The sequence below is a fragment of the Maridesulfovibrio salinus genome, from assembly GCF_055394525.1.
In genome coordinates this window covers 877,627-900,201 of record NZ_AP042461.1, presented here as the reverse complement: position 1 = coordinate 900,201, position 22,575 = coordinate 877,627, and the positions used below count along the sequence as shown (strand labels likewise).

General features: G+C 49.2%; 22 protein-coding genes and 1 other RNA gene. All 23 read right to left on the bottom strand.

The genetic code is table 11. The annotated features are described in order from the left end of the window. Positions 1-59: 59 nt before the first annotated feature. Positions 60-1,637 (bottom strand): methyl-accepting chemotaxis protein, encoded by a 1,578-nt coding sequence (locus ACZ5PW_RS03975; RefSeq protein WP_464558151.1) that lies wholly within the window; start codon positions 1,635-1,637, stop codon positions 60-62. Between the two features lie 451 nt (positions 1,638-2,088). Continuing rightward, positions 2,089-2,973, bottom strand: a complete 885-nt coding sequence (locus ACZ5PW_RS03970) for a 4-hydroxybenzoate octaprenyltransferase (protein WP_464558149.1) — start codon at positions 2,971-2,973, stop codon at positions 2,089-2,091. 32 nt (positions 2,974-3,005) lie between these two features. Next, positions 3,006-3,449: a DMT family transporter gene (locus ACZ5PW_RS03965; protein WP_464558147.1), complete on the bottom strand. Its 444-nt coding sequence runs from the start codon at positions 3,447-3,449 to the stop codon at positions 3,006-3,008. Between the two features lie 292 nt (positions 3,450-3,741). Then, on the bottom strand, positions 3,742-5,013 hold the full coding sequence (tyrS, locus tag ACZ5PW_RS03960) for a tyrosine--tRNA ligase (protein ID WP_464558145.1): 1,272 nt from the start codon (positions 5,011-5,013) through the stop codon (positions 3,742-3,744). A gap of 106 nt (positions 5,014-5,119) precedes the next feature. Further along, on the bottom strand, positions 5,120-5,908 hold the full coding sequence (locus ACZ5PW_RS03955; RefSeq protein ID WP_464558143.1) for a TIGR00282 family metallophosphoesterase: 789 nt from the start codon (positions 5,906-5,908) through the stop codon (positions 5,120-5,122). A gap of 390 nt (positions 5,909-6,298) precedes the next feature. Then, on the bottom strand, positions 6,299-7,855 hold the full coding sequence (gene rny, locus ACZ5PW_RS03950) for a ribonuclease Y (RefSeq protein WP_464558141.1): 1,557 nt from the start codon (positions 7,853-7,855) through the stop codon (positions 6,299-6,301). Between the two features lie 197 nt (positions 7,856-8,052). Further along, positions 8,053-8,236: non-coding RNA, 6S RNA (ssrS, locus tag ACZ5PW_RS03945), on the bottom strand. Between the two features lie 37 nt (positions 8,237-8,273). Next, a complete protein-coding gene (locus ACZ5PW_RS03940) occupies positions 8,274-8,522 on the bottom strand; it encodes a cell division protein ZapA (RefSeq protein WP_464558139.1) in 249 nt (82 codons plus the stop codon). 81 nt (positions 8,523-8,603) lie between these two features. Next, a complete protein-coding gene (locus ACZ5PW_RS03935) occupies positions 8,604-8,780 on the bottom strand; it encodes a hypothetical protein (protein ID WP_464558137.1) in 177 nt (58 codons plus the stop codon). Between the two features lie 31 nt (positions 8,781-8,811). Continuing rightward, a complete protein-coding gene (gene glmU, locus ACZ5PW_RS03930) occupies positions 8,812-10,194 on the bottom strand; it encodes a bifunctional UDP-N-acetylglucosamine diphosphorylase/glucosamine-1-phosphate N-acetyltransferase GlmU (RefSeq protein ID WP_464558135.1) in 1,383 nt (460 codons plus the stop codon). Positions 10,195-10,483: 289 nt separating this feature from the next. After that, entirely contained in the window at positions 10,484-10,912 is a 429-nt protein-coding gene (locus tag ACZ5PW_RS03925; protein WP_464558133.1) for a F0F1 ATP synthase subunit epsilon, read from the bottom strand. 14 nt (positions 10,913-10,926) lie between these two features. Next, positions 10,927-12,330 carry a F0F1 ATP synthase subunit beta gene (atpD, locus tag ACZ5PW_RS03920; RefSeq protein WP_464558131.1) on the bottom strand — a complete coding sequence of 468 codons (1,404 nt, stop codon included), beginning with the start codon at positions 12,328-12,330 and terminating at the stop codon, positions 10,927-10,929. A 17-nt stretch (positions 12,331-12,347) separates the two neighbouring features. Continuing rightward, on the bottom strand, positions 12,348-13,226 hold the full coding sequence (locus ACZ5PW_RS03915; RefSeq protein ID WP_464558129.1) for a F0F1 ATP synthase subunit gamma: 879 nt from the start codon (positions 13,224-13,226) through the stop codon (positions 12,348-12,350). Between the two features lie 15 nt (positions 13,227-13,241). Beyond that, positions 13,242-14,750 (bottom strand): F0F1 ATP synthase subunit alpha, encoded by a 1,509-nt coding sequence (gene atpA / locus ACZ5PW_RS03910; RefSeq protein ID WP_464558127.1) that lies wholly within the window; start codon positions 14,748-14,750, stop codon positions 13,242-13,244. Positions 14,751-14,754: 4 nt separating this feature from the next. Beyond that, complete coding sequence (locus ACZ5PW_RS03905) at positions 14,755-15,306, bottom strand: F0F1 ATP synthase subunit delta (protein ID WP_464558125.1); 552 nt, start codon at positions 15,304-15,306, stop codon at positions 14,755-14,757. After that, positions 15,303-15,860, bottom strand: a complete 558-nt coding sequence (gene atpF, locus ACZ5PW_RS03900) for a F0F1 ATP synthase subunit B (RefSeq protein WP_464560483.1) — start codon at positions 15,858-15,860, stop codon at positions 15,303-15,305. Before atpF ends, ACZ5PW_RS03905 begins: the two co-directional genes overlap by 4 nt. 45 nt (positions 15,861-15,905) lie before the next feature. Further along, positions 15,906-16,322: an ATP synthase F0 subunit B gene (locus tag ACZ5PW_RS03895; protein ID WP_464558123.1), complete on the bottom strand. Its 417-nt coding sequence runs from the start codon at positions 16,320-16,322 to the stop codon at positions 15,906-15,908. A 142-nt stretch (positions 16,323-16,464) separates the two neighbouring features. Next, a complete protein-coding gene (locus ACZ5PW_RS03890) occupies positions 16,465-16,833 on the bottom strand; it encodes a bactofilin family protein (protein ID WP_464558121.1) in 369 nt (122 codons plus the stop codon). A gap of 54 nt (positions 16,834-16,887) precedes the next feature. Next, the gene (gene rodA, locus ACZ5PW_RS03885; protein WP_464558119.1) at positions 16,888-18,003 is read right to left on the bottom strand and encodes a rod shape-determining protein RodA; all 1,116 of its coding nucleotides are present in this window, start codon (positions 18,001-18,003) and stop codon (positions 16,888-16,890) included. Beyond that, on the bottom strand, positions 18,004-19,812 hold the full coding sequence (mrdA, locus tag ACZ5PW_RS03880; protein WP_464558117.1) for a penicillin-binding protein 2: 1,809 nt from the start codon (positions 19,810-19,812) through the stop codon (positions 18,004-18,006). Then, entirely contained in the window at positions 19,799-20,260 is a 462-nt protein-coding gene (locus ACZ5PW_RS03875) for a hypothetical protein (RefSeq protein WP_464558115.1), read from the bottom strand. The genes mrdA and ACZ5PW_RS03875 overlap by 14 nt, the downstream gene beginning before the upstream one ends. A 2-nt stretch (positions 20,261-20,262) precedes the next feature. Beyond that, positions 20,263-21,144, bottom strand: coding sequence for a rod shape-determining protein MreC (mreC, locus tag ACZ5PW_RS03870; protein ID WP_464558113.1), 882 nt, complete (start codon positions 21,142-21,144; stop codon positions 20,263-20,265). A 218-nt stretch (positions 21,145-21,362) separates the two neighbouring features. After that, a complete protein-coding gene (locus ACZ5PW_RS03865) occupies positions 21,363-22,403 on the bottom strand; it encodes a rod shape-determining protein (protein ID WP_464558111.1) in 1,041 nt (346 codons plus the stop codon). Between the last annotated feature and the right edge of the window lie 172 nt (positions 22,404-22,575).

Here is a 22,575-nt window from a genome sequence, read left to right as displayed (position 1 = left end):
AGATAATCTGCAGCGACAGTTTCAATATCCTGATACTATTCATTATTAACGATTAATTATCACTGCATCTCCCTGATAATCCTTGAAAGTTCATCAGCAAGACTGGTGAGTTTATCAATCGCTTCAGCAGACTGAACCATTGCCTGTTCGGTCTCACTCGAAATACGGCTGACCTCAATCGTTGACTGGTTAATCTGTTCACTTGCAGCCGCCTGCTGTTCTGCAGCTGTAGCTATTGAACGGATACGATCCGCGGTTGAGTCCGAAATTGATACAATCCCTTCCAGAGCTTCACCGGACCGTCCTGCAAGCTCGGTACTTCTCTCAACAGAAGCGACAGCTGCCTCTGTAGCAAGTACATTGGCCTTGGCCCCCTGCTGAATTCCTGAAACGGCCTTATGCACTTCAGTGGTAGCCTGCACCGTCTTCTCGGCAAGCTTACGGACTTCATCCGCCACAACGGCAAATCCCCGTCCGGCCTCACCGGCACGGGCAGCCTCAATCGCAGCGTTAAGTGCGAGAAGGTTAGTCTGGTCGGCAATATCCTCAATAACACTGAGAACATTGCCTATATCCTCAGATTTCTTATCGAGTTCTTCCATGGATTCTTTAAGAGTGGCAGCCTGTCCGGCAACCTCATCAATAGCCTTAACAACTCCAGTCACGACTTGTGCCCCGTCCTGGGCCTGATGTTTGGCGCTGTCGGCATCTCCGGCAGCTTCCTGAGCATGGCGGGCAACCTCAAGAACTGTGGCGTTCATCTCTTCCATGGCTGTTGCGGCCTGTCCGGACTGCTCGGTCTGAACAACCGCGCCGCTACGGGCTTCATTTACCAGACCGTGAAGCAGACTTGCGGCTTCACCCAGATCACTTACCACACTGTTGGCCTGCTCAGCAGCGTTAGCAATACGCTCATTCTGGCTTATAATGTGAGATTCCCGCTTTTTGAGCTCGGTAGTATTGATATAGAGGCAACATCCGCCGATCACATTGCCCACCACGTCATGCAGCGGAAACAGATTGGCAAGAATATTAATATCACTGCCATCAGTATGCTTGAAAATAACCTCACGGTTCATGACCCGGTTGTCATCATCCATACAGTATCCAATGAGGGACTTGCGGTCATCATTATAGAAAATCTGGGAGATCATGCGCCCGTAGTATGACTGCGGAGACTCACTGGAACCGATCATGTCCATACATTCCTGATTAAGAAATGTTATCTTCTCAGAAGTATCCACAATGCAGCAGGCAATAGGCAGGCCTTCCAGTATACTTCGACTGAATCCCAGCCTTTCCTTGTACCCTTCTCCTAGCTTCGTTACCGCAAGCCGCAGTTCATCAAGCCCCGGAGAAGTACACTTATCCGCTTCAGTGTATTCGCCGCTAAGAACCTTACCGGAAAATGCGGTTATGCAATTGACCGGGCGAAGCACTCTGGCATTCAACTGGTATAGCAATCCAGTGCCGAGGACAGCAAAAAAACTGATCAGAATCACTACAAAACTGCCGGCAAGTGAAAGGTCATCACCGGACATAAAAAAATAAAGACCGCAGGCCAGAGCAACTGCGATCAGACTTCCAAAATAGATCCATGCGAATAAACGCAGGAACTTTACATTTCCCCTGTTCATGACAGCTCTCCTTGGTATTCCTCATGACCGACTCAGGCCACGTCTCCTGTTCACTGCGACTTCCCATTCGATACTGCCTTGATCAATTTCATTCCGATCACTGAAAAGGACAGAGACCGGTATGAAAGGCAGAACGCCCGCAGTGAGTTCCAATTCAAGCCTCCAAACCGAAAAACCTTCTATATTAAACCTCGCGGAAAGAAGCTAAGCAGTTTGTAAAATGATGTCCACCCATTTTTAACAATCACGTAACAATGTGACACTCATGAATTAGGCTAGGCAACACAGACCACTCAATTGCATTTCATAACTGAAGTTCAACTTTATTTACTCTATTGTTCCAACAGCATAAGCTGACTCTGTTGTACGCTTAATTACTTTTGATATTCAGTAATAAAAGAGCCGCCTGAAAGGCGGCTCAAAACTTCAACTGGTAAATAGTCTCTATTTTTTACAGAAAAATATCGGCCATAGTACCAACAAAAAGAAGGACTGATATCACCCCGTTCAAAGTGAAGAAAGCCATATTGACCTTGCTCATGTCATCGGCTGAAATCACCTGATGTTCAAAAAGGAGTATTCCGCCCACAACGGCCACAGTGCTGAAGTAAACCCACCCCAGTCCAGCGGAAAGTCCTGCCAGCAAAAAGAAGATAACCGTGTTCACATGACTGAAAGTTGAAACAGTCAGTGACTTGTGCAATCCCAGACTGGCGGGAATGGAGTGAAGGTCACGGGTACGGTCGAACTTGCGGTCCTGAGTAGCGTAGAGGATATCGAAACCTGCAACCCAGAACATCACCCCGCAGAAAAAAAGCAGCGCGGTAAGTGAGAATTCTGGCTTCACGCAGAGCCAGCCTGCCACAGGAGCAAGACCGAGCACAGAACCCAACACGTAATGGCACAGATAGGAAAACCGTTTGGTCAAAGAATAAAATGCTGACCAGAAAAGCGCAAAAAAGGAAAGTTTGTAACAGAGTTCGTTCATACCTTTACAGGCAAAAACGAATACCACGGCGCAGACTACAATAAAGAAAAAGGTAAAGAGCGGGGTAAGTTCACCGGTAACTAACGGACGGGTCCGAGTCCGGGGATTTTCACTGTCTATATTGATATCAAAAAGTCTGTTTACAGCCATGGCAAAGGAGCGCACCGCAATCATCGCGACTGTCAGCAGCAGAAAAGGAACCCAGCCCGGCCAACCGCCACCGGCAAGGAACAGGCCCATATATGCAAAAGGGAGAGCGAAAATTGAGTGCTCGATCTTGATCATGCGACAGACCAGCACTGTATTGTCCCAAAGAGTTTTAAAATTATTACGCAGAATATCCAGCAAGATCCCACTCCTTCATTCTCAGATTTGTTCAACTAAAATTTTTCTATCAGCACCGCACCGACAATTACCATAAGTGCCCCTGCAATACGCACCGGGGATGCCTCACGCACGGCATAACCTATGAGTCCATAGTGGTCCAGAAGAATAGAAGCCACCATCTGTCCGGCAACCATCCAGCACATCATGGTCCCAGCTCCAAGAACCGGGGCCACGATAACGGCCGAAGCAACAAAGAAAGCCCCCATGAATCCACCGGTCCACATCCACCACGGCCCCTTGAGCACAACAGATGCTCCGGGGATCGGCACACGCATAACAAGTATATACGAAAGTAGCACCAACGCCCCGACACCGAAGGAAATCAGTGCGGCTAGAACAGGGTCTCCCACAAAACCGCGCAACTTAAAGTTGACTCCGGCCTGAGTCGGGGCAAGTGCCCCGAATAAAAAAGCCATCATTATAAAGAACAAGCGCATGAAAATCCTCCGGCAGTAAATACAATCGAAATAAAGCCTATGGCTTCATTCCTGTACTGCCCTTTCAACACCAATTTAAGAGCTTTGCTACGTTAACGGAAAACCTCCAAAAATAAAACCGCACTGTCCACAGAAGAACAGTGCGGTTTTTTAATTCGATTATGATATTTCAGTGAAAGATAAAATCAATCCTGCTAAAGAAGAACTTATCTTACCTGAAAGTTCAACGTCACTTGAATCTGGATTATGTATTTAACTGACTAATCCGGGACTAGGTGCAGGCCACAAAGAGTTACGAGGTAACACTCACCAGACCGTAATTCTTTTTACCCTTGCGGATAAGCATGCATTCGCCATCAATAAAATCGCTCTCAGCAGGAACGTAGTCAAAATCAGATACGCGTTCATTGTTAATGTAAAGCCCACCGCCCTTGATATCCTTACGGGCCTGTCCCTTGGACTTGACCATTCCGAGATCAAGGAGGATCTGCGGAAGATCGGGCAGTTCAGCTTTAGCGTATTCGATCCCCGGTGCAGCTTCCATAGCACCGCGCAGGGTCGTGGCGTCAACTGACTTAATATCACCTTTGCCGAAAAGAGCAGCTGTTGCGGCCTGAACTTTTTCAAGTTCCTCCTTGCCGTGAATCATGATGGTGGTTTCTTCAGCAAGGCGTTTGTGGGCTTCACGCAGGTGCGGAGCCTCTTCGTGCTTTTTCTCAAGCTCGGCAATTTCTTCCTGAGTAAGGAAAGTGAAATACTTCAGAAAACGAACAACATCCCGGTCATCGGTATTAATCCAGAACTGATAAAATGTGTAAGGTGAGGTCATCTCGGGATTGAGATAAACAGCATTCCCTTCACTTTTACCAAACTTCTTGCCGTCAGCGGTTGTGATCAGCGGAAAAGTAACAGCAAAGCCTTCACCATGAGCCTTGCGGCGGATGAGTTCACATCCGGCGGTGATATTACCCCACTGATCGCCGCCGCCGATCTGAAGCTGGCAGCCTTTCTCCTTATAAAGATGGTAATAATCATATCCCTGAAGGATCATGTAGCTGAATTCGGTGTAGGAAATACCCACATCATCCCGGCCGAAACGGCCTTTGACGGACTCTTTGGCCATCATCCAGTTGATGGTGAAATGCTTGCCGATATCACGCAACATTTCAAGGTAGGAGACACCTTTAGTCCAGTCGTAGTTATTTACAACCTCGGCTTTCTCTCCGGTATTTTTCTCACAGAACGCCTCGATCTGATCTTGGATATTCTGAGCCTGAGATTCAATTTTTTCTTCGGAAGAAAGTTCGCGTTCCTTATCCTTTCCGCTCGGATCACCGATGCGCCCGGTAGCCCCCCCGAGAAGGAACAGCGGATTGTGCCCTGCTCTCTTCATCCGGACGAGGCACAGCAAAGGAACAAGGTTACCGATGTGCAGGCTGTCGGCAGTGGGGTCGAAGCCGCAATACATGGTCTGACCGGGAGTATCCAGATACTCGCGTACCTTCTCTTCGTCAGAAACCTGATTGATCAGCCCTCGCCACTTCAGTTCATCGTAAATATTCATGGTTAAAACCTCTTTATAATTATTTTAGCCTGCATAGGCTTTATTGGTCTTTTTGTTTTCCCATACCCTTTCGCTATAAGAGCCTAAAGTCGGGATGAAATTTTTTCTACAAAACCATTTCGCCCGATTTCCATGCTTCAATGAACGTGGTATTTCCTGACTCTTCATCTATTTCCATGAGCACACCCTGCAGTTCAACCGGGCCTCCCGCGACTTTCCACTTCTGATGCAACCCGGTAACAAATCTCTTAATCACGGGCTTCGGAGTCAGGCCTAAACAGGAGTCTGTCGGTCCGCACATACCTGCATCGGTCATAAATCCAGTCCCTTCGGGCAAAATCCGGGCATCATTGGTCTGAACGTGCGTATGCGTTCCGATAAAAACACTGACCCGTCCATCAAGGTATCTGCCAAGGCACTGCTTCTCTGAAGTTGCCTCGGCATGAAAATCCACAAAGATTATCTTAAAGTCTGGATCAAGCTGTTCAAGAATACGGTCAGCGCATTTAAACGGGCAGTCGGACGGACTCATAAAGGTTCGCCCCTGCAGGTTCAAAACAGCAACAGGCACTTCACCATGAACTTTAAAAACAGTCCAGCCCTTTCCCGGCGCACCTTCAGGCACATTCGCCGGCCTCACAATGCGCTCGGATGTATTCATATAGGAATAAAGATTTGAATACTTCCATATATGATTACCCGAAGTAATCACATCGACTCCATACTCGTGAAGTTCACGGGCATTTTTGGCGGAAAGACCTATCCCCTGTGATGCATTCTCGCCATTGGCGATGATCATATCCAGCTTCAGTGAACGGCGCAGTTCACCAAGCCTTAAGGCAACCCCCTTGCGTCCGGGCCTGCCCACTATGTCACCAAGAAAGAGAATCCGCATAACTCACCTTATTGTTAGCCAACCTTACAGATTACCCCATCAGCGAACTGATCAAAACAGGCACATACGGTAAACCACCCGACCTATCCGTCACAAAAGCGTAAGCCCGACAGGTTGTCTTATGTACAACATCCACCCCACTCAGTACATCCGCAAGCCTCAAGCAAGGAATTCCCGGTTAACGGCTATGAACTTTCAGCCGCCGGAAGAGAAATAAAATAATCTAAAGCGCGAAGCGCATCAAAAGAAAAAAGGCTGCAAACAGCCAGCCTGTGGAGAAAGGTTCGAGTGCTATACACGATATGTCGGAGAGAGGGCAGTCGGGCCTTTATCGGCAGTCTGGCGGGGATAAGCGGCCCGGAAGGTTCCGGGCCGCAATATTATATCTATCTATTTCGCATAACCTACGGAACGGCGTTCGCGGATAACGGTTACACGGATCTGACCGGGATAGGTCATGTTGTTTTCAATCTTGGTGGCAATGTCTTTACAGAGCATATGTGTGTTGTCATCGGAAACGCGTTCCGCATCAACCATAACCCTGATCTCACGACCGGCCTGAATGGCGTATGCCTTGGACACACCATCAAACCCTGTAGCAACGTTTTCAAGTTCTTCAAGACGCTTGACATAGTTCTCCAGAAGCTCCTTACGGGCTCCGGGACGGGCTCCGGACAGTGAGTCGGCAGCCTGAACAAGCGTTGCCAGAACGGACTTGGGTGGAACGTCTTCGTGGTGAGCCTGAATAGCGTGGATGATCTCTTTAGCTTCACCGTGCTTTTTGGCCAGATCAGCACCGATAACAGCATGGGGGCCTTCTATTTCATGGTCGACAGCCTTACCGATATCGTGCAGCAGACCTGCCCGTTTTGCGATCTTCTCGTCCATACCAAGCTCAGCAGCCATGATTCCACACAGAAATGCGACTTCAAGGGAGTGCTGCAGTACATTCTGAGAAAAACTGGTACGGTACTGAAGCTGACCGATAAGCTTCACAATCTCAGGATGGATGCCATGCACACCGACATCAAAAGTAGCCTGTTCACCTATTTCACGAAGCTTTACGTCCATCTCCTGCTCCACCTTGTTGACAATGTCTTCAATGCGGGCGGGATGAATTCTACCATCGTTGATAAGACGCTCAAGAGCCTGCTTTGCCACTTCCCTTCTAAGAGGGCTGTAAGCTGAAAGAACTACAGTTTCCGGAGTGTCATCGATAATAAGGTCAACACCTGTTGCTGCTTCAAGAGCACGGATGTTACGACCCTCGCGACCGATAATGCGGCCCTTCATATCTTCTGAAGGAAGGGTCACGGCGGTTACGGTCTGTTCGTTGACATAGTCTCCGGAATAACGCTGAATAGCCAGGGCAAGAATTTTCCTGGCTTTGCGGGTTCCTTCTTCCTTGGCTTCCATTTCGATAGCACGAACCATCTTGGCAGCCTCATGGCGGGTGCGGCTTTCGATTTCAGTCATGAGCTTTTCACGAGCTTCCTCTGCGGTCAGCCCGGAGACTTCCTGAAGTTTGCGCTCATGCTCATCTTTACGTTTTTCGAGATCCTCATGAAGCCCCTCGAGCTTTTTCTCTTTCTTGATCATGCGCTTTTCAAGAGCCACAACCTCTGACTCTTTATTAGCAACTTTCTCAAGCTTCTGCTCAAGACGCTCTTCTTTTTCCTGGAGACGCTCTTCCTGTTTTTTCAGGCCGCGCTCCATTTCCTTGTACTCATTTTCCTGCTCTCTTTTAAGAGCATATACTTCGTCCTGACCCTGAAGCTTGATTTCCTTCTTCATTGCTTCAGCTTCTTTACGGGCCTCCTGAACGATCCTATCCGCCAACCCTTGCGAGTCGGCCAGGCGCTTGGAATTCACATACCGGTGCAGGGCATAGCCGCCTGCGGCACCCAGGGCCATTCCAAATAAAATCAGAAAAAAATCCCCAAACATGCCATTCTCCTTTTATAGTGACAGGCCTCTCCGGACCTGATTTTTAATTACCGATCATAACAACCGGACATGATTGCAATAATCTTCAAATGGAGAATTGAGAATAGACAGGGCTGAAGAAGAGGATAGCTGGAAAGAATGGCGGGACCAAAACCAAATAAGTTCTTTCATTTTCCTGATGGAAAATATTCCCGCCCGGGGACCCCGGAGATGCCGTGTTGCCGTACTTGTTAGAACCGAGTCTAACTAGGTGGGCGCTGCCCCCGAAGTTTCAGGCTTCCCGGTATATTCCGGGCTTGCACACCACTCCGGCGATGCTTGCTCCCTTACTTTCTATATTGGTTCAAAAGCCATATGACAACACGCACTCCCCAGGGAAATTCAGTATATCTTAAAATGTCGTGCAATGCACAACTTATCACTTCTCTAACAGCGCGTTAATTTTCTCTTCCATCGTTTCTAGCTTTCGGCTGTTCTCAAGGTAATCATCAGCCAGGCTGAGCGCCAGACATGTCAGGAGCTTTTCCTTACTCACGTCCTTGCCTCCCCGCATGAGCTCGTTGAATCTTTCTTCAAGAACATCTTTTGCGGCTTCTATTCTTTCTTTATCCGCATCGGTCTTGAAAGAAATTTCAAGACCGAGAACGGGTATTGTATAACGGGGCATGGCGCTTTAAATACCATCATCCTGTAGAATTTTACAAGTAACCTGTAGGACTTATAAGTCCGGTCAGGCTGTTAAAAACTCTTATTCGAGATTACCTTCAACCTTGCTAAGGAGAACCTCTATGCGACCACGGACTTCGTCCTTTCGCTGCTTCTCCTGTTCCAACTCTTCAAGAAGAAAGGCATTTTCTTCTTCAAGCTGCTTTATTTTCTGCAACATTTTATCGAAACGTTCTTCCAATTGAGCGATTATTTCCATAGTTTTAACCTAATACCTTATCTTTACAAAATCAAGACTTCTTAGGAGTCCGGGATATGTTGACCTGCTTGCCTCTTGCAACTCCCAGGTCTCCATCATTTACGTTTTTAGTAATGGTTGAACCGGCTCCGATCAAAGCACCCTTACCGATAGTCACAGGCGCAACCAGCGCTGTGTTGCTACCGATAAAGGCACCATCGCCTATTACAGTTTTATGTTTGTTCTTACCATCATAATTGCAGGTGATGGTTCCTGCTCCTATATTGACCCCTGCCCCGATTTCACTGTCACCGAGGTAAGTCAGATGGCTAGCCTTGGCTCCTTCGCCCAGCACAGCCTTTTTCATTTCAACAAAATTTCCAACCTTGGCGCCTTTTTCAAGAACAGCACCAGGACGCAGCCTTCCGTAAGGACCGACCATACACTGGGGCCCAACATCGGCATCTTCAAGATGACTGTAAGCCTTGATAAGGGCGTCGGCGGCAATCGAACAGTTCACCATTCGAACATGCGACTCAATAACAGCCCCTCGGCGGATTACAGTTTTTCCGTAAATTTCACAAGGACCTGTTATCTCGACCCCGGGTTCTATTTCAACACCCGGACCGACAATCACAGACTCCCAGTTATGCAATGTGACGCCGGACTTAAGCAGTTGCACGGCAGTCCGCTCGCGTAAAGCAGACTCGGCATGCGCAAGTTCGTAAGGGCTGTTTATCCCCATCAAATCGATAGAGTTACCGCAATTAACAGCCGTAACGTTCATGCCACAATCCACAGCAAGGTCAACTAAATCTGTGATATAATACTCGCCGCTCTTATTATCGTTGGTCAGCTTGCTAAGGAGTCCGTCAACTGCCGAGACTTTCAGGCAGTATATCCCGGCATTGACTTCACCGCTTACCGGACCATGAATCTCTTCATCGTAATCCTTGGCCTCGACTATAGCGGTAACCTGCCCGGCTTTGTTCCGGGTAACACGACCGAACTGACACGGATCTTCAGGTGTAATAGTAACAAAGGATATATCGGCCTGATCTTCCTTAACAGCTTCAAGAAAATCGCTTACGGCCTTATCACTTATAAGCGGGGTATCACCATTTATAACGAGACAGTATTCCCTGTCACATTTGCTGATGCTTTCCCAGCCCATCTGAAGCGCATGGCCTGTTCCCAGTTGCTCAGCCTGAAGGACAAAACGGTCCTTCATTTCAGGAAAAGCAGCTTCAACATAGTTCGCCCCGAATCCCACAATGGTGAAAATATCTTCGCCAAGTGAAGGAGTCAAAGCCTTATATACGTAGTAAAGCATTGATTCGCCGAGCAGGGTCTTGAGAACCTTGGGCTTATCTGAATGCATACGGGTTCCCTTGCCACCGGCCAGAACCAGGGCGCAGGCAAATGATTTTTCCATATCGACTAGTCTCCAAAATAAGTTGCTCGAGACTAGTTAACAGGTTGAAGCTTCTGAGTAAATGCGTAAACTTAAAAACGCCTTTTTATTTTTCCCTGTTTTTTCAGCACCCTGCTTTGGCACTTTAATAATTATTTCACATAATCCTAACCGTAATCATTTATTCTGGATCAACCCTGCCAACATGCTCTGTAAATAATTTCAAATTCGGATTTAAATAAAAAAAGGAGCAGACTGTTAAAACAGTCTGCTCCCTGATAGCCATGGGGCTTTAAGGCGAAACTAAGCTCTAGTGAGTGGTAGTCCCGGCCTTCTGGGCCGCATCTTTGCAGCTAAGGCGTGCAAGTGCTCTCTGGAGAGCGGCCTGCGCGCGAGCGGATTCAATGCGATCCTGTGCTTTAGCCAAACGAGCCTTCGCTTTTTCCTGAGCTTTTTGAGCCCGAGCGATGTCGATCTCAACGGCCTTTTCAGCAACTTCGGCGAGAATGGTCACTTTATTGTTTCCTACTTCGGCAAAGCCGCCGGAAACAAAAATGTAGTGAGTTTTGGCACCTTCTTTAAAATAGAGGTTGCCTACGCCAAGAGCCGAAAGAAAGGGTATGTGATTGGCCATAATACCAAACTCACCCTCAATCCCTGGAGCGCCGACATAGTCGACTTCCTGGGAAAGGACCTTGCGATCAGGAGTAACGATTTCCAAAAGGAGCTTACTAGCCATAATCGCGTCCTATGCTATTTGTTTTTCTCTTTTTCAATGGCTTCTTCGATTGCGCCAACCATGTAGAAAGAGTTTTCAGCCATGTCATCGTATTTACCGTCGAGGATTCCTCTGAATGCCTTGATGGTATCCTCGAGCTTTACGTAAACGCCGGGGGTACCGGTGAAAACTTCAGCAACGTGGAAAGGCTGGGAGAGGAAACGCTGGATGCGGCGAGCACGTGCAACAGTCTGTTTATCTTCATCGGACAGTTCATCCATACCGAGAATGGCGATGATGTCCTGAAGGTCTTTATATTTCTGCAGAACCATCTGTACTTCACGGGCAGTCGCGTAGTGCTCAGCACCCAGAACATCTGGAGCGAGAATACGGGAAGTGGAGTCAAGAGGGTCAACCGCAGGGTAGATACCAAGCTCTGCAATCTGACGGGAAAGAACGAGAGTACCGTCAAGGTGAGAGAAGGTGGTAGCAGGTGCGGGGTCAGTCAAGTCATCCGCAGGTACGTAAACAGCCTGAACAGAGGTAATGGAACCTTTGTTGGTGGAGGTAATACGTTCCTGGAGTCCACCAAGGTCAGTACCCAGAGTAGGCTGGTAACCAACAGCGGAAGGCATACGACCGAGAAGTGCGGATACCTCGGAACCTGCCTGGGTGAAGCGGAAGATATTATCAATAAAGAGAAGAACGTCTTCACCTTCAACATCACGGAAGTACTCAGCGATGGTCAGAGCTGTCAGTGCAACACGAGCACGCGCTCCCGGAGGTTCGTTCATCTGGCCGTATACGAGAGCAGACTTCTCCAGAACGCCTGCGTCTTTCATTTCGTGGTAGAGGTCGTTACCTTCACGGGTACGCTCACCAACACCTGCGAAGCAAGATTTACCACCGTGCTGTTTCGCAATGTTGTTGATCATTTCCATCAGAATAACGGTTTTACCAACACCTGCGCCGCCGAAGAGGCCCATTTTACCACCCTTGGGGAAGGGTACGAGTAGGTCAACAACCTTGATGCCGGTTTCGAGCAGTTCAACTTTGGTGGACTGCTCAGTGAATTCCGGAGCTGGACGGTGAATAGGCATGGAATCTTTAGCGTCAATGGGACCCATTTCATCAACGGGACGGCCAACAACGTTAAGGATACGACCCAGTACGCCTTCACCAACAGGAACGGAGATGGATTCACCGGTTGCTACAACTTCCATGCCGCGAACGAGACCTTCGGTAGCGTCCATAGCGATGGTACGAACAACGTTATCACCGAGGTGCTGTGCTACCTCACACACCAGGTCAGGTGCGTCTGTGTTGTTCGGGTTGTCAATCTCGACCGCAGTCAGAATGTTGGGCAATTGCCCTTCAGGAAATTCGACGTCAACTACCGCGCCGATAACCTGAACAATTTTACCTGTAACTTTACTCATCAGAGTAACCCCCTATATTATCCTTTCAGCGCTTCTGCGCCGCCGACAATGTCCATAAGATCCGCAGTAATAGCTGCCTGCCTGGTCTTGTTGTAAAGCAGTGTCAGAGTTTCGGTCATATCGTCGCATGCTCTGGAAGCGTTATCCATGGCAGCCATACGTGCAGCGTGTTCACTGCAGGATGTGTCGAGAAGACCGCGGTAAACCTGAACCTTTACAAAACGGGGCAGAAGCTCTGCGAGAAGACCTTCAACAGAAGGCTCGTAAATATATTCGCTGGAAGCACCGGACTCTGCTTCTTCTCCTGCTGCCTCGGAAGACATGGGCAGGATCTGAAGGGTGGTCGGGGGCTGGCTTGCGACGTTTACGAACTTACCGAATACAAGGAAAACCTCATCAAGATCTTCAGCAAGGTAAGCATCGATAACTTTGTTACCGACGTTGATGGCCAGGTTGAAGTCGAAAGAGCTCATGTCATCGTTATATGCTTCAACGAGTTCATGCTCAGTCTTCTTAACAGCGGCAGCACCTTTTTTACCTACGCAGTAGAACTTTACAGCTTTGCCTTCAGCCTTCTTTTCTGCAGCCAGTCTAAGGGCTGCATTTATCATATTCGTATTAAAACTACCGCAAAGTCCGCGATCGGAAGTCGCAAGCACGATGCCTACGCTTTTAATCTCTTCGTGGACTTCAAGCAGCGGATGGACTGAGGAGTCGGCACCTGCTGCCAGATCGCCAAGCATTTCATAGAATTTGTCAGCATAGGGGCGAAAGCGCTCAATACGATCCTGAGCACCGCGCAGCTTAGCCGACGCAACCATGTTCATGGCTTTGGTAATCTGCTTAGTCTTTTTAATACTGACTATCTGGTTCTGGACATCCTTAAGAGAAGCCATCAGTACCTCCCTGGATTAAGCTGTGAAACCTTTATTAAACTCTTCCAGAGCGGCCTTCAGCTTGCCTTCGATTTCGTCGTCAAGAGCACCTTTGGTCTTGATACCTTCCAGAATTTCAGGCTTCGCGTTAGCGATGAACTCCTGAAGTTCGTCTTCGTATTTACGTACTGCGGAAACAGGAACTTCATCCATGTAGCCGCGGGTACCGGCGTACAGAGAGATAACCTGTTCCATTACGTTCATGGGCTTGTACTGAGGCTGCTTGAGAAGCTCAACCATGCGGGCACCGCGGTTCAGTTTCTGCTGGGTGGCCTTATCAAGGTCGGAACCGAAAGCTGCGAATGCAGCCAGTTCACGATACTGAGCAAGGTCAAGACGCAGAGTACCTGCAACCTGTTTCATAGCTTTAATCTGAGCAGCACCACCAACACGGGATACGGAAAGACCTACGTTAACAGCAGGACGGATACCGGAGTTGAAGAGGTTGGGCTCAAGGTAAACCTGACCGTCGGTAATGGAAATTACGTTAGTCGGAATGTATGCGGATACGTCACCGGCCTGAGTTTCAATGATGGGCAGTGCGGTCAGAGAACCTGCACCGAGGGAATCATTAACCTTGCAGGAACGCTCAAGAAGGCGTGAGTGCAGGTAGAAAACGTCACCGGGGAATGCTTCACGTCCCGGAGGGCGACGCAGCAGGAGAGACATCTGTCTGTAAGCAACTGCCTGCTTGGAAAGGTCATCGTATGCGATAAGAGCGTGTTTGCCGTTATCACGATAGTATTCAGCCATGGTGGCACCGGTGTATGCAGAGATAAACTGCAGAGGTGCAGGCTCAGAAGCAGTTGCAGAAATGATTGTGGTGTATTCCATTGCACCGTGCTTACGGAGAATATCGGCAACCAGAGCAACAGATGCTTTTTTCTGACCGATAGCTACGTAGAAGCAGTGAATGCCGGAATCTTTCTGAGCGAGGATAGCGTCAACGCAGATAGCGGTTTTACCGACCTGACGGTCACCGATAACCAGTTCGCGCTGTCCACGTCCGATTGGGGTCATGGCGTCAATAGCCTTAAGACCGGTGTACATGGGCTCATGTACGGATTTACGAGCGATGATGCCGGGAGCTTTGAGCTCAACGGGGCGCTCTTCTTTCGCTTCGATGGGGCCGAGACCGTCAATGGGCTCACCCAGAGGGTTGACAACGCGTCCCATAACAGCGTCACCAACAGGTACGGAGAAGAGTTTGCCGGTACGTTTTACCGGGTCACCTTCTTTAATTCCGGTATCGTCACCAAGCAGTGCAACACCGACGTTATCTTCTTCGAGGTTGAGAACCATGCCCATCAGGCCGCCGGGGAACTCGAGAAGTTCCATAGCCATTGCGTTCTCAACACCATGAACACGAGCAATACCGTCACCCACGTACAGTACGGTACCGGTTTCGCTCATCTCGACCTTAGACTCATAATTCTGAATCTGATCTTCAATGATTTTGCTGATTTCTTCCGCTTTAATCTGCATGGCCCTATACACCCCTTTTAATCTGTTCTTTCATCATTTGCAGCTGTGCGCGAATGCTTGCATCAAGAACCTTGTCGCCAACCTGAAGGACAACACCGCCGAGGATGTCTTTGTCCATTGCGAACTCGAGTTCGAGCTTGCACTTCAGCTGTTCTTCAAGACGAGTCTGGATTTCTTTCTGCCGCTTGACAGCCAGTTTGACTGCAGTCACGAGCTTGCCCCGGACGACACCCTGGACGTCATCCAGCATTCCGGCGAAATCGCTTGCGATTTCAGGAAGTACCGGAAGGCGTCCCTTGTCGGCCAAAAGGCTGCAAAAGTTTTTCACCACAGGTCCTGCCGAGGTCTTCTCAAGCAGTTTTTCAAGCACGGCTTTCTTTTCATCCGCACTGAAAACAGGATTCTGGAAGAGCCTCAGGGCCTCCGGGGATTCTTCCAGGATCTGGGACAACTCGGACAGTGCCTTACCAAACGCCGCGAGGTCTTTCTCTCCCTGCTTCTGGCCAACAGAGAACAGTGCCTTGGCGTATCTGCGTGAGACTATGTTCCCGGTCAATTGAGCACCACCTTAGTTAAGTATTCATCCACGAGCTTCTCATGCTGAGCTTTGGTCAGTTTGCTCTTGACGATTTTTTCAGCTGCTTCGATAACCTGATCGGCCATTTCTGCGCGCATTTCGTCGAGTGCAACGTTGACTTCCTGTTCAGCGGAGACCTTGGCCTGAGCTTTGATCTGCTCTGCAGTCTGCTCTGCCTTCTGGATAATTGCTGCCTTCATGGCCTCGCCCTGAGTCCTGGCTTCGGAAAGGATAGCATCCTTTTCCTGCTCCAGATTGGCAATACTGGACTCAACGTCGCGGAGTTTCTGTTCTGCTGCTTCCTTACGGGACTGCAGATCATTCAACTCCTGCTTGATTCCTGCCTGACGGCCTTTAAACAGACCGGCAATTTTATCACCGGCGAATTTATAAAGGATACCGATAACAAGAATCAGGTTAAGTACACGCCAACCGAAGTTTGCCCAGGGAATCTCGTGTGCCCCTTCACCACCGCTAGCATAGGCTGCGCCTGCTGCAAGCAGTACGGAAAGAGCGGCTGTTGCCATGATCATGTTTTTCCGCTTCAAGGCTAAACCCCCCTTCGATATTGATTAGGCCTAGCCAAGAACCTTGGCTGTAACCTTCTGAGCAAATGCTTCAACTTCGCCACCAAGAACTTTCATTGCTGCACCCTTGTCGGCTGCAACTTCCGCACGAGCTTCCTTCACAGTTGCGGATGCAACTTTTCCGGCCTCTGCGAGCAGAATCTGTTCCTGAGCGGCTCCCTGTTCTTTGAAGTCATTCCGGATGTCCATGCCCTCTTTGCGGGCACCGTCCAGAGCAGCTTCGTAATCCTTGACCTTTGTGTCGGCCAGCTCGGTGAAGTTTTCAACTTTAGAGAGCTGATCGCTCATAAGCTCCGCACGCTTGCGAATGATTTCGCGGATCGGACGAAACATGAGAAGGTTGAGAACAAGAAGGGTGATGATGAAGTTCGCTAACTGGATAAAAAAGCTAATATCTAAATCAATCATGCCTGCTCCCGAAAAGGTTGTGAATTTTTGTCCAAAGTCAGTCGCGGTGTAGCTAATTTTAGAGGTTGTGTCAAAGGGTTTTTCAATTTGAACTGCTTACTTTTCCCTTTTCAACCCGCGTGAATACTGGCTTGTTATTTTTTTAACTAATTTCTTGAGTTTCTGTTTCAACTGCTTCCGGAGTCGGAGAAGTCATGGTCACACGGCCTTCAAGCACAGCTCCTTCCTCCACAACCAGCACAGGGGTAATCAGGTTCCCCTGAAGATTGGCAGTTTTATGAAGAACGGCTTTCTCACTTGCGTACACCTCACCGGTAACCTTGCCGCTCAGAACCAGTTGTCCAACCTTGAGAACACCCTCCACACGGGCTTCCTTGCCGACAACCAGAGTTCCTTCAGACTCTACTTCACCATTGAAGTTGCCATCAATGCGCACAGCTCCCTGAAAATTGAGTTTCCCCTGATAATCGGTACCACTGCCTAAAAACGCATTTATTTCATCTTTTGCCATTTGAGCTCCTTTCTCCCCTGAGCCGTTTTTTGAAAATCCGAACATACGGCTTTATTACCCCTGTTTAAATACATAACGCCTCATGGAAACGTTCAGAACGAGTCCCACGAGACAAAGATTGACTACGGTGCCGCTGCCCCCGTAACTGATGAATGGTAAAGGAATTCCCACTACGGGCATTAGTCCGAGGACCATACCCATATTGATCAGGATTTGCCAGAAGAAATAAAAGAACACGCCTGCCGCAAGGTAGCTGCCGAACAGGTCTTTGGCCTCTCTGGCAGTCACCACCATCTGGTAAAGAAAAACACAGAACATGGTCAGCAGGGACAGTGCCCCTACAAAACCCCATTCCTCGCCGAAAACGGCTATTGCGAAGTCTGTGTGTTTCTCCGGAAGAAATCTTAATTGCGACTGAGTTCCGCCCAGAAATCCCTTGCCCCATATCTGCCCTGAACCGATGGCAATTTCCGACTGGATAATGTGATAACCGGCTCCAAGCGGATCGCTTGCAGGATTCATAAACGAAATAATTCTACGCTTCTGATAATCGTGAAGGAAAAGCCAGCCGACCGGGATCAGGCAGGGGCCGACTATTGCCAAAGTTTTGAAAAGTCTGGGCGTTAGCCCTCTGTAGAGTATCATCCCTCCCAGAATAAGAAGGATGTTCAACCCCGAGCCCAGATCCGGCTGAGTTATGACCATACCTGCCGGGATAAGCCCCACCCCGACGACATAAGCCAGTTTTTTGATATCCAGTGGATCATTACTAAGTGAAAGTATTTTGGCCCCGATGACGAGGATAGTTATTTTGGCCATCTCACTGGGCTGAAAATTGAAAAAGCCCAGATCGAGCCACCTGCGGGCCCCGTAAATGGTCTTGCCAACAAAAGGAACAGCCAGCAGCAGTGCCACAGTGACCAGAAACAGGGGCCAGGCAATGGTTTCCAGATGCCGATAATCAAACAGCATGAAAGTTATCATACCGGCAAACCCCATAAGTCCCCAGATCAGCTGTTTCTGATAAAAGGAACTTACACTCATTCCCTCTTCAAGACGGAAGCCGCTTGCGGAATAAAGATTGAGAACACCAACCAGAAAAAGCATAGCCGCCAGCCCCAGCAGGAACCAGTTCATATGAGTCAGCAATCTTCTGTCTATGGGCGACATTTATTTCCTGTCCTTTTTTTCGGGCTTTTTATCTTTGAAAATATAGTCATAAATGGCTTTCACGATCGGTCCGGCTCCGGAGCCTCCGTGCAGCCCGTGCTCCACCATGCACACCACCACATAGCGCTCGGTCCCTTTTTCCGCAAAACTGGCCATCCAGGCATGGTCGCGGTATTTGTAAGGGATATCCTCATCCTTCATTTTTTTGAGTTCATCGGTGAGCTTGACAACCTGAGCGGTTCCGGTTTTTCCACCGATAACCACCCCTTTCATCCGCAGCCTGCGGGCTGTTCCACGCTGCCCGTCGACAGTTTCAATCATGGCTTTACGGATAAGCTCACGCTGAGCATCTGTAAGTGGTATCCGCCCCTGCTCTTCAGCCGGTTCACCGGCCAGAAGCTGAGGCCTCAGCAGTCTGCCCCCGTTAATCAGAGAAGCAATTGATCTTGCTACCTGCAAAGGGGTCACCAGTGTGTATCCCTGGCCGATTGAAAAGTTCAGGTTCTCCCCGGGGTGCCAGATTTCTCCGAACCTTTTGCGTTTCCACTTACGGGTTGGAATAAGACCTGATTTTTCATGGGGAAGGGAAATACCTGTAGTTTTGCCATACCCGGCTTTGAAAGCGTATTCACTGAGCCTGTCCACTCCAAGTTTCATGCCCAGCTTGTAGTAGTAGACATCACACGACTGAACCAGTGATTTCTCCAGATCTGTTTCACCGTGTCCGCCCCGCCGCCAGCAGCGGAAAGTATATTTACCGAGTTTAGTATAGCCGGGACAGTAAACAGTATCCTCAGGGGTGATAACCCCATAATGAAGCCCGGCTCCGGCAACAGTCATCTTGAAAACCGAGCCCGGAGGATAAACAGACTGGATAACCCTGTTTTGCAGCGGGGTGCGGGGATCATCCCGCAAAGCAACCCACTGCTTCTTGCTCAGACCGGTGGTAAAGGCGTTATTGTCATAAGACGGAGCACTCACAAAAGCCAGTATCTGTCCATTATCAGGGTTCATCACCAAAACCGATCCGGCCTTACCTTCCAGAAGTTTTCCGCCCAGCTCCTGAATTCCAAGATCAATAGACAGGTCAATATCCTCACCGGCAACAGGAGGAGTAAGAATGCGTTCCTTAAGCCTTCTGCCCGTGGCATCAACCTCTCCCTGCCGGCGGCCTTTGATTCCCCGGAAACGCTTCTCAAGAACATACTCAAGGCCCTGTTTGCCGACATAATCCCCCACGGCGAGATCCGGGTCTTTTTCAAGTTCCTCTTCGTCGGCCTCCGCCACATACCCCAGAACGTGGGAAAGAAGCGGCCCCTGAATGTATCTGCGGCGCGGCCTGACCACAATTTCAAGTCCCGGCCAATGCAGGGAGTTAGCCTCAATCAGGGCTACTTGTTCAAACGTAAGGTTGGGAACAAGAATCAAGGGTTCAAATGGCTTCACCCGGCGCCTCGATTTCGTAAAAGTCTTCTCAACCTTTGCCAGTTCAACACCCGTCCATTTGGAAACAGTCTTCAAGGTGGCATCAAGGTCCTTGCAGTCTTCACGAACGAGACCAAGCGCATAAGCCGGCTCATTCACCGCCAGCAACTGGCCGTTCCGGTCACGAATCAGTCCGCGGGGAGCATAGAGGCTATCCTGTCTGAGCTGGTTGTTACGGGCCTGCTCGGCAAAATAATCTCCCTTGTGAATCTGAAGATACCAGAAACGCAGGGCAAAAATGCAGAAAAGGAGAAGAATCAGCCCCTGCAAAAGCAGCAAGCCGTTTTTAGGCGGGTTCTGTTTCCTCGATTCATGAAGACTCATGCCGTACCTCTGCCGGGTAAAAAGACTTCAACAACAGCCATTCGAACGGGAAAATCACAGCCTGAAGAATTCCTTCATAAATGTACCGATCCGGGACAAAAGCCATATCCGCCAGCAAAGACATCATCATGGTCAACCCCGGATGCAGAACACCCAGCAGGCATCCGCAAAGCAATGCGAACATGATCGAGTGCACATCAAAGAACATTTCTCCTCCGCGGTAGAGGACGAGAATGGAAAGATACCAGATAATTGAATAGCCGAATGGCAGTCCGCCTATGCCGTCCTGGACAAGGGACCAGACCAGTATCAGCCAGAAAACATGAGTTTTCTTGTTCAACTGAACACACAAAAGAATCCCGGGAGCCAGAAAGTCAATTCCCGGCACCATTTTCTGGGCCCACAGCCCTGCAAAAGTGAATGCAGCCCACCAGAGGATAGAAGACATGTTTATTTTCCCTCAGGGCCTGTGGAATTAACAGATATAGTGGAATTGACTGAGACTGTGGAATTAACAGGCAAGACTCTTTGCAGGAGCAGCACCTCTTCGGTATTCTTCATGTCAACAAGAGGCAGGGCCTCCACTTTCAGGAACAGGGAAATATCGGACCGCTCTACAGAAAGTACCCGCGCGACAGGCAGACCGGGAGGGAAAATCCCAGCCAGACCGGAAGTGACAAGGATCTCTCCATCGTCTACGGGAGCGTTCAGCTTCATATATTTAACACTCAACGGCTCCCCGGCTCCATTACCGATAAGAAGCCCGGCAGATCTGTTGAGCTGTCCTCGGACCGAGATCCTGCTGTTGCGGTCGGTAAGGAGTATAGCCTGTGAAGCCGTAAATCCCGGCTCGACCACGCGCCCCATAATACCGTCAGGCGTCATCACCGGGGTATCGTAAATCACCCCGGAAAGGCTGCCCTTGGCGAGAATCACCGAATCCAGTGCCGCAGAAGGTCCCATGCGATGGCCTATTATCCTTGCACCTTCAGTCTTCCACCCCTGCACAGGCTGCATTCCTAGGAGTTTTTCAAATCGCTCGGCTTCAGCAGCCTGTTCGCGCAGCTTCATTATTTCCAGCCGCATAAGACTGTTTTGTGAACTGAGATTGTCATTAAGCTCTCTTAGGCCGACAAGATAGATATAACGATCCCAGAAAGAAACAGCCTGATCGTGAACCCACTCACCAGGCCAGAGAACCCACTTGACCACCTCCAGCCCGGTAAAGCCGGAAAGACGGTCAAGCTGTCCCGACCTGAGGTTCCACGAGTACAGGCTTAGGTAGATAAAAAGGCCGATAATTACGGCGATAGCAGCACGCTTGAGTTTCACAGTGAATCCTCTGGGTAGCAGGAATCAACAAAAAATAGCTGAGTCAGTAAATGAAAAACCATAACACACAAAAAAAGGGCCGCATGGACATATCACCAAGCCCCGCCCCCTTTTAGAACCGGACTTCTGAGGACATAGCTTTTTCCAGACAGAAAGTCCGGCAAAAACTATGCCCTCAGCCGTAACCGGTGCACTCGATTCCTCCGCGGCAAGCGGAGTTAATCAATAGTTACGTCTTTATAGATGTTTATTTCATCTAAAGCTTTACCTGAGCCGATAACGACAGCATCCAGAGGCTGATCCACCACGGTGATCGGCAGATGCGTTTCCTGACTCAAAAGCTGGTCCAGACCCTTGAGCATGGCACCGCCGCCGGTGAGGACGATTCCGCGGTCGACAATATCGGCTGCGAGTTCAGGCGGAGTCTGCTCAAGAGCAACACGGACTCCCTGCACAATGGAATCCACCTGTTCGGAAATAGCTTTCCTGATCTCCTCGGAAGTGATCAGGATATTCTGGGGAATCCCGGTAACGAGATCCCGCCCTTTGACTTCCATTTCAATTTCCTCTTCCAGCGGGAAGGCGGAACCGATCTTGATTTTAATGGATTCAGCAGTTGATTCACCGATGAGCATTGAGTATTTGCGTTTAACGTGCTGCATGATGGCTTCATCCATTTTATCTCCGCCGACACGAACCGAGCGGGCATAAACAATACCGGACAGAGAGATAACTGCGATCTCGGAAGTACCGCCGCCGATGTCAACAACCATGTTGGAGGTCGGTTCCGTAATGGGAAGATTAGCTCCGATAGCCGCAGCCATGGGCTCCTCAATGAGGTAGACCTCTCTTGCTCCTGCGCTCTGGGCACTTTCCTTGACGGCCCTTTTTTCGACCTGTGTGATTCCCGTAGGAACACAGATCATAATTCTGGGTCTTACAAGACGGCGCATATTATGGACTTTTGAGATGAAATGCCGCAACATGGCCTCAGTAACCTCAAAGTCGGCGATAACACCGTCTTTCATGGGTCTGATCGCAACGATATTGCCGGGAGTTCGGCCAAGCATTCTCTTGGCTTCCAAACCGACAGCAAGAACCTTGCTGCCCCCGTTGACATCACGCTTGACAGCAACCACAGAGGGCTCACTGAGCATAACACCTTTACCTTTCACATAGACCAGGGTGTTGGCTGTACCAAGGTCAATTGCGAGGTCACTGGAAAACGAACCGAGTATCTTATCGAAAATTGAAGCCATATTTATCCGGGAACTCCAAAAAAAAGTGATTCTGAAATAAAAACGGGCCGCGATTGGACGGACGCTTGTCTATCAAAAGAAATTACTAGGTGTTAACTAGCAGAAGAAGCAAGTACAGGCAACATATTACACGACTTGTTCAGCCACACTTTTTTAGTGGCTCCCAACATCT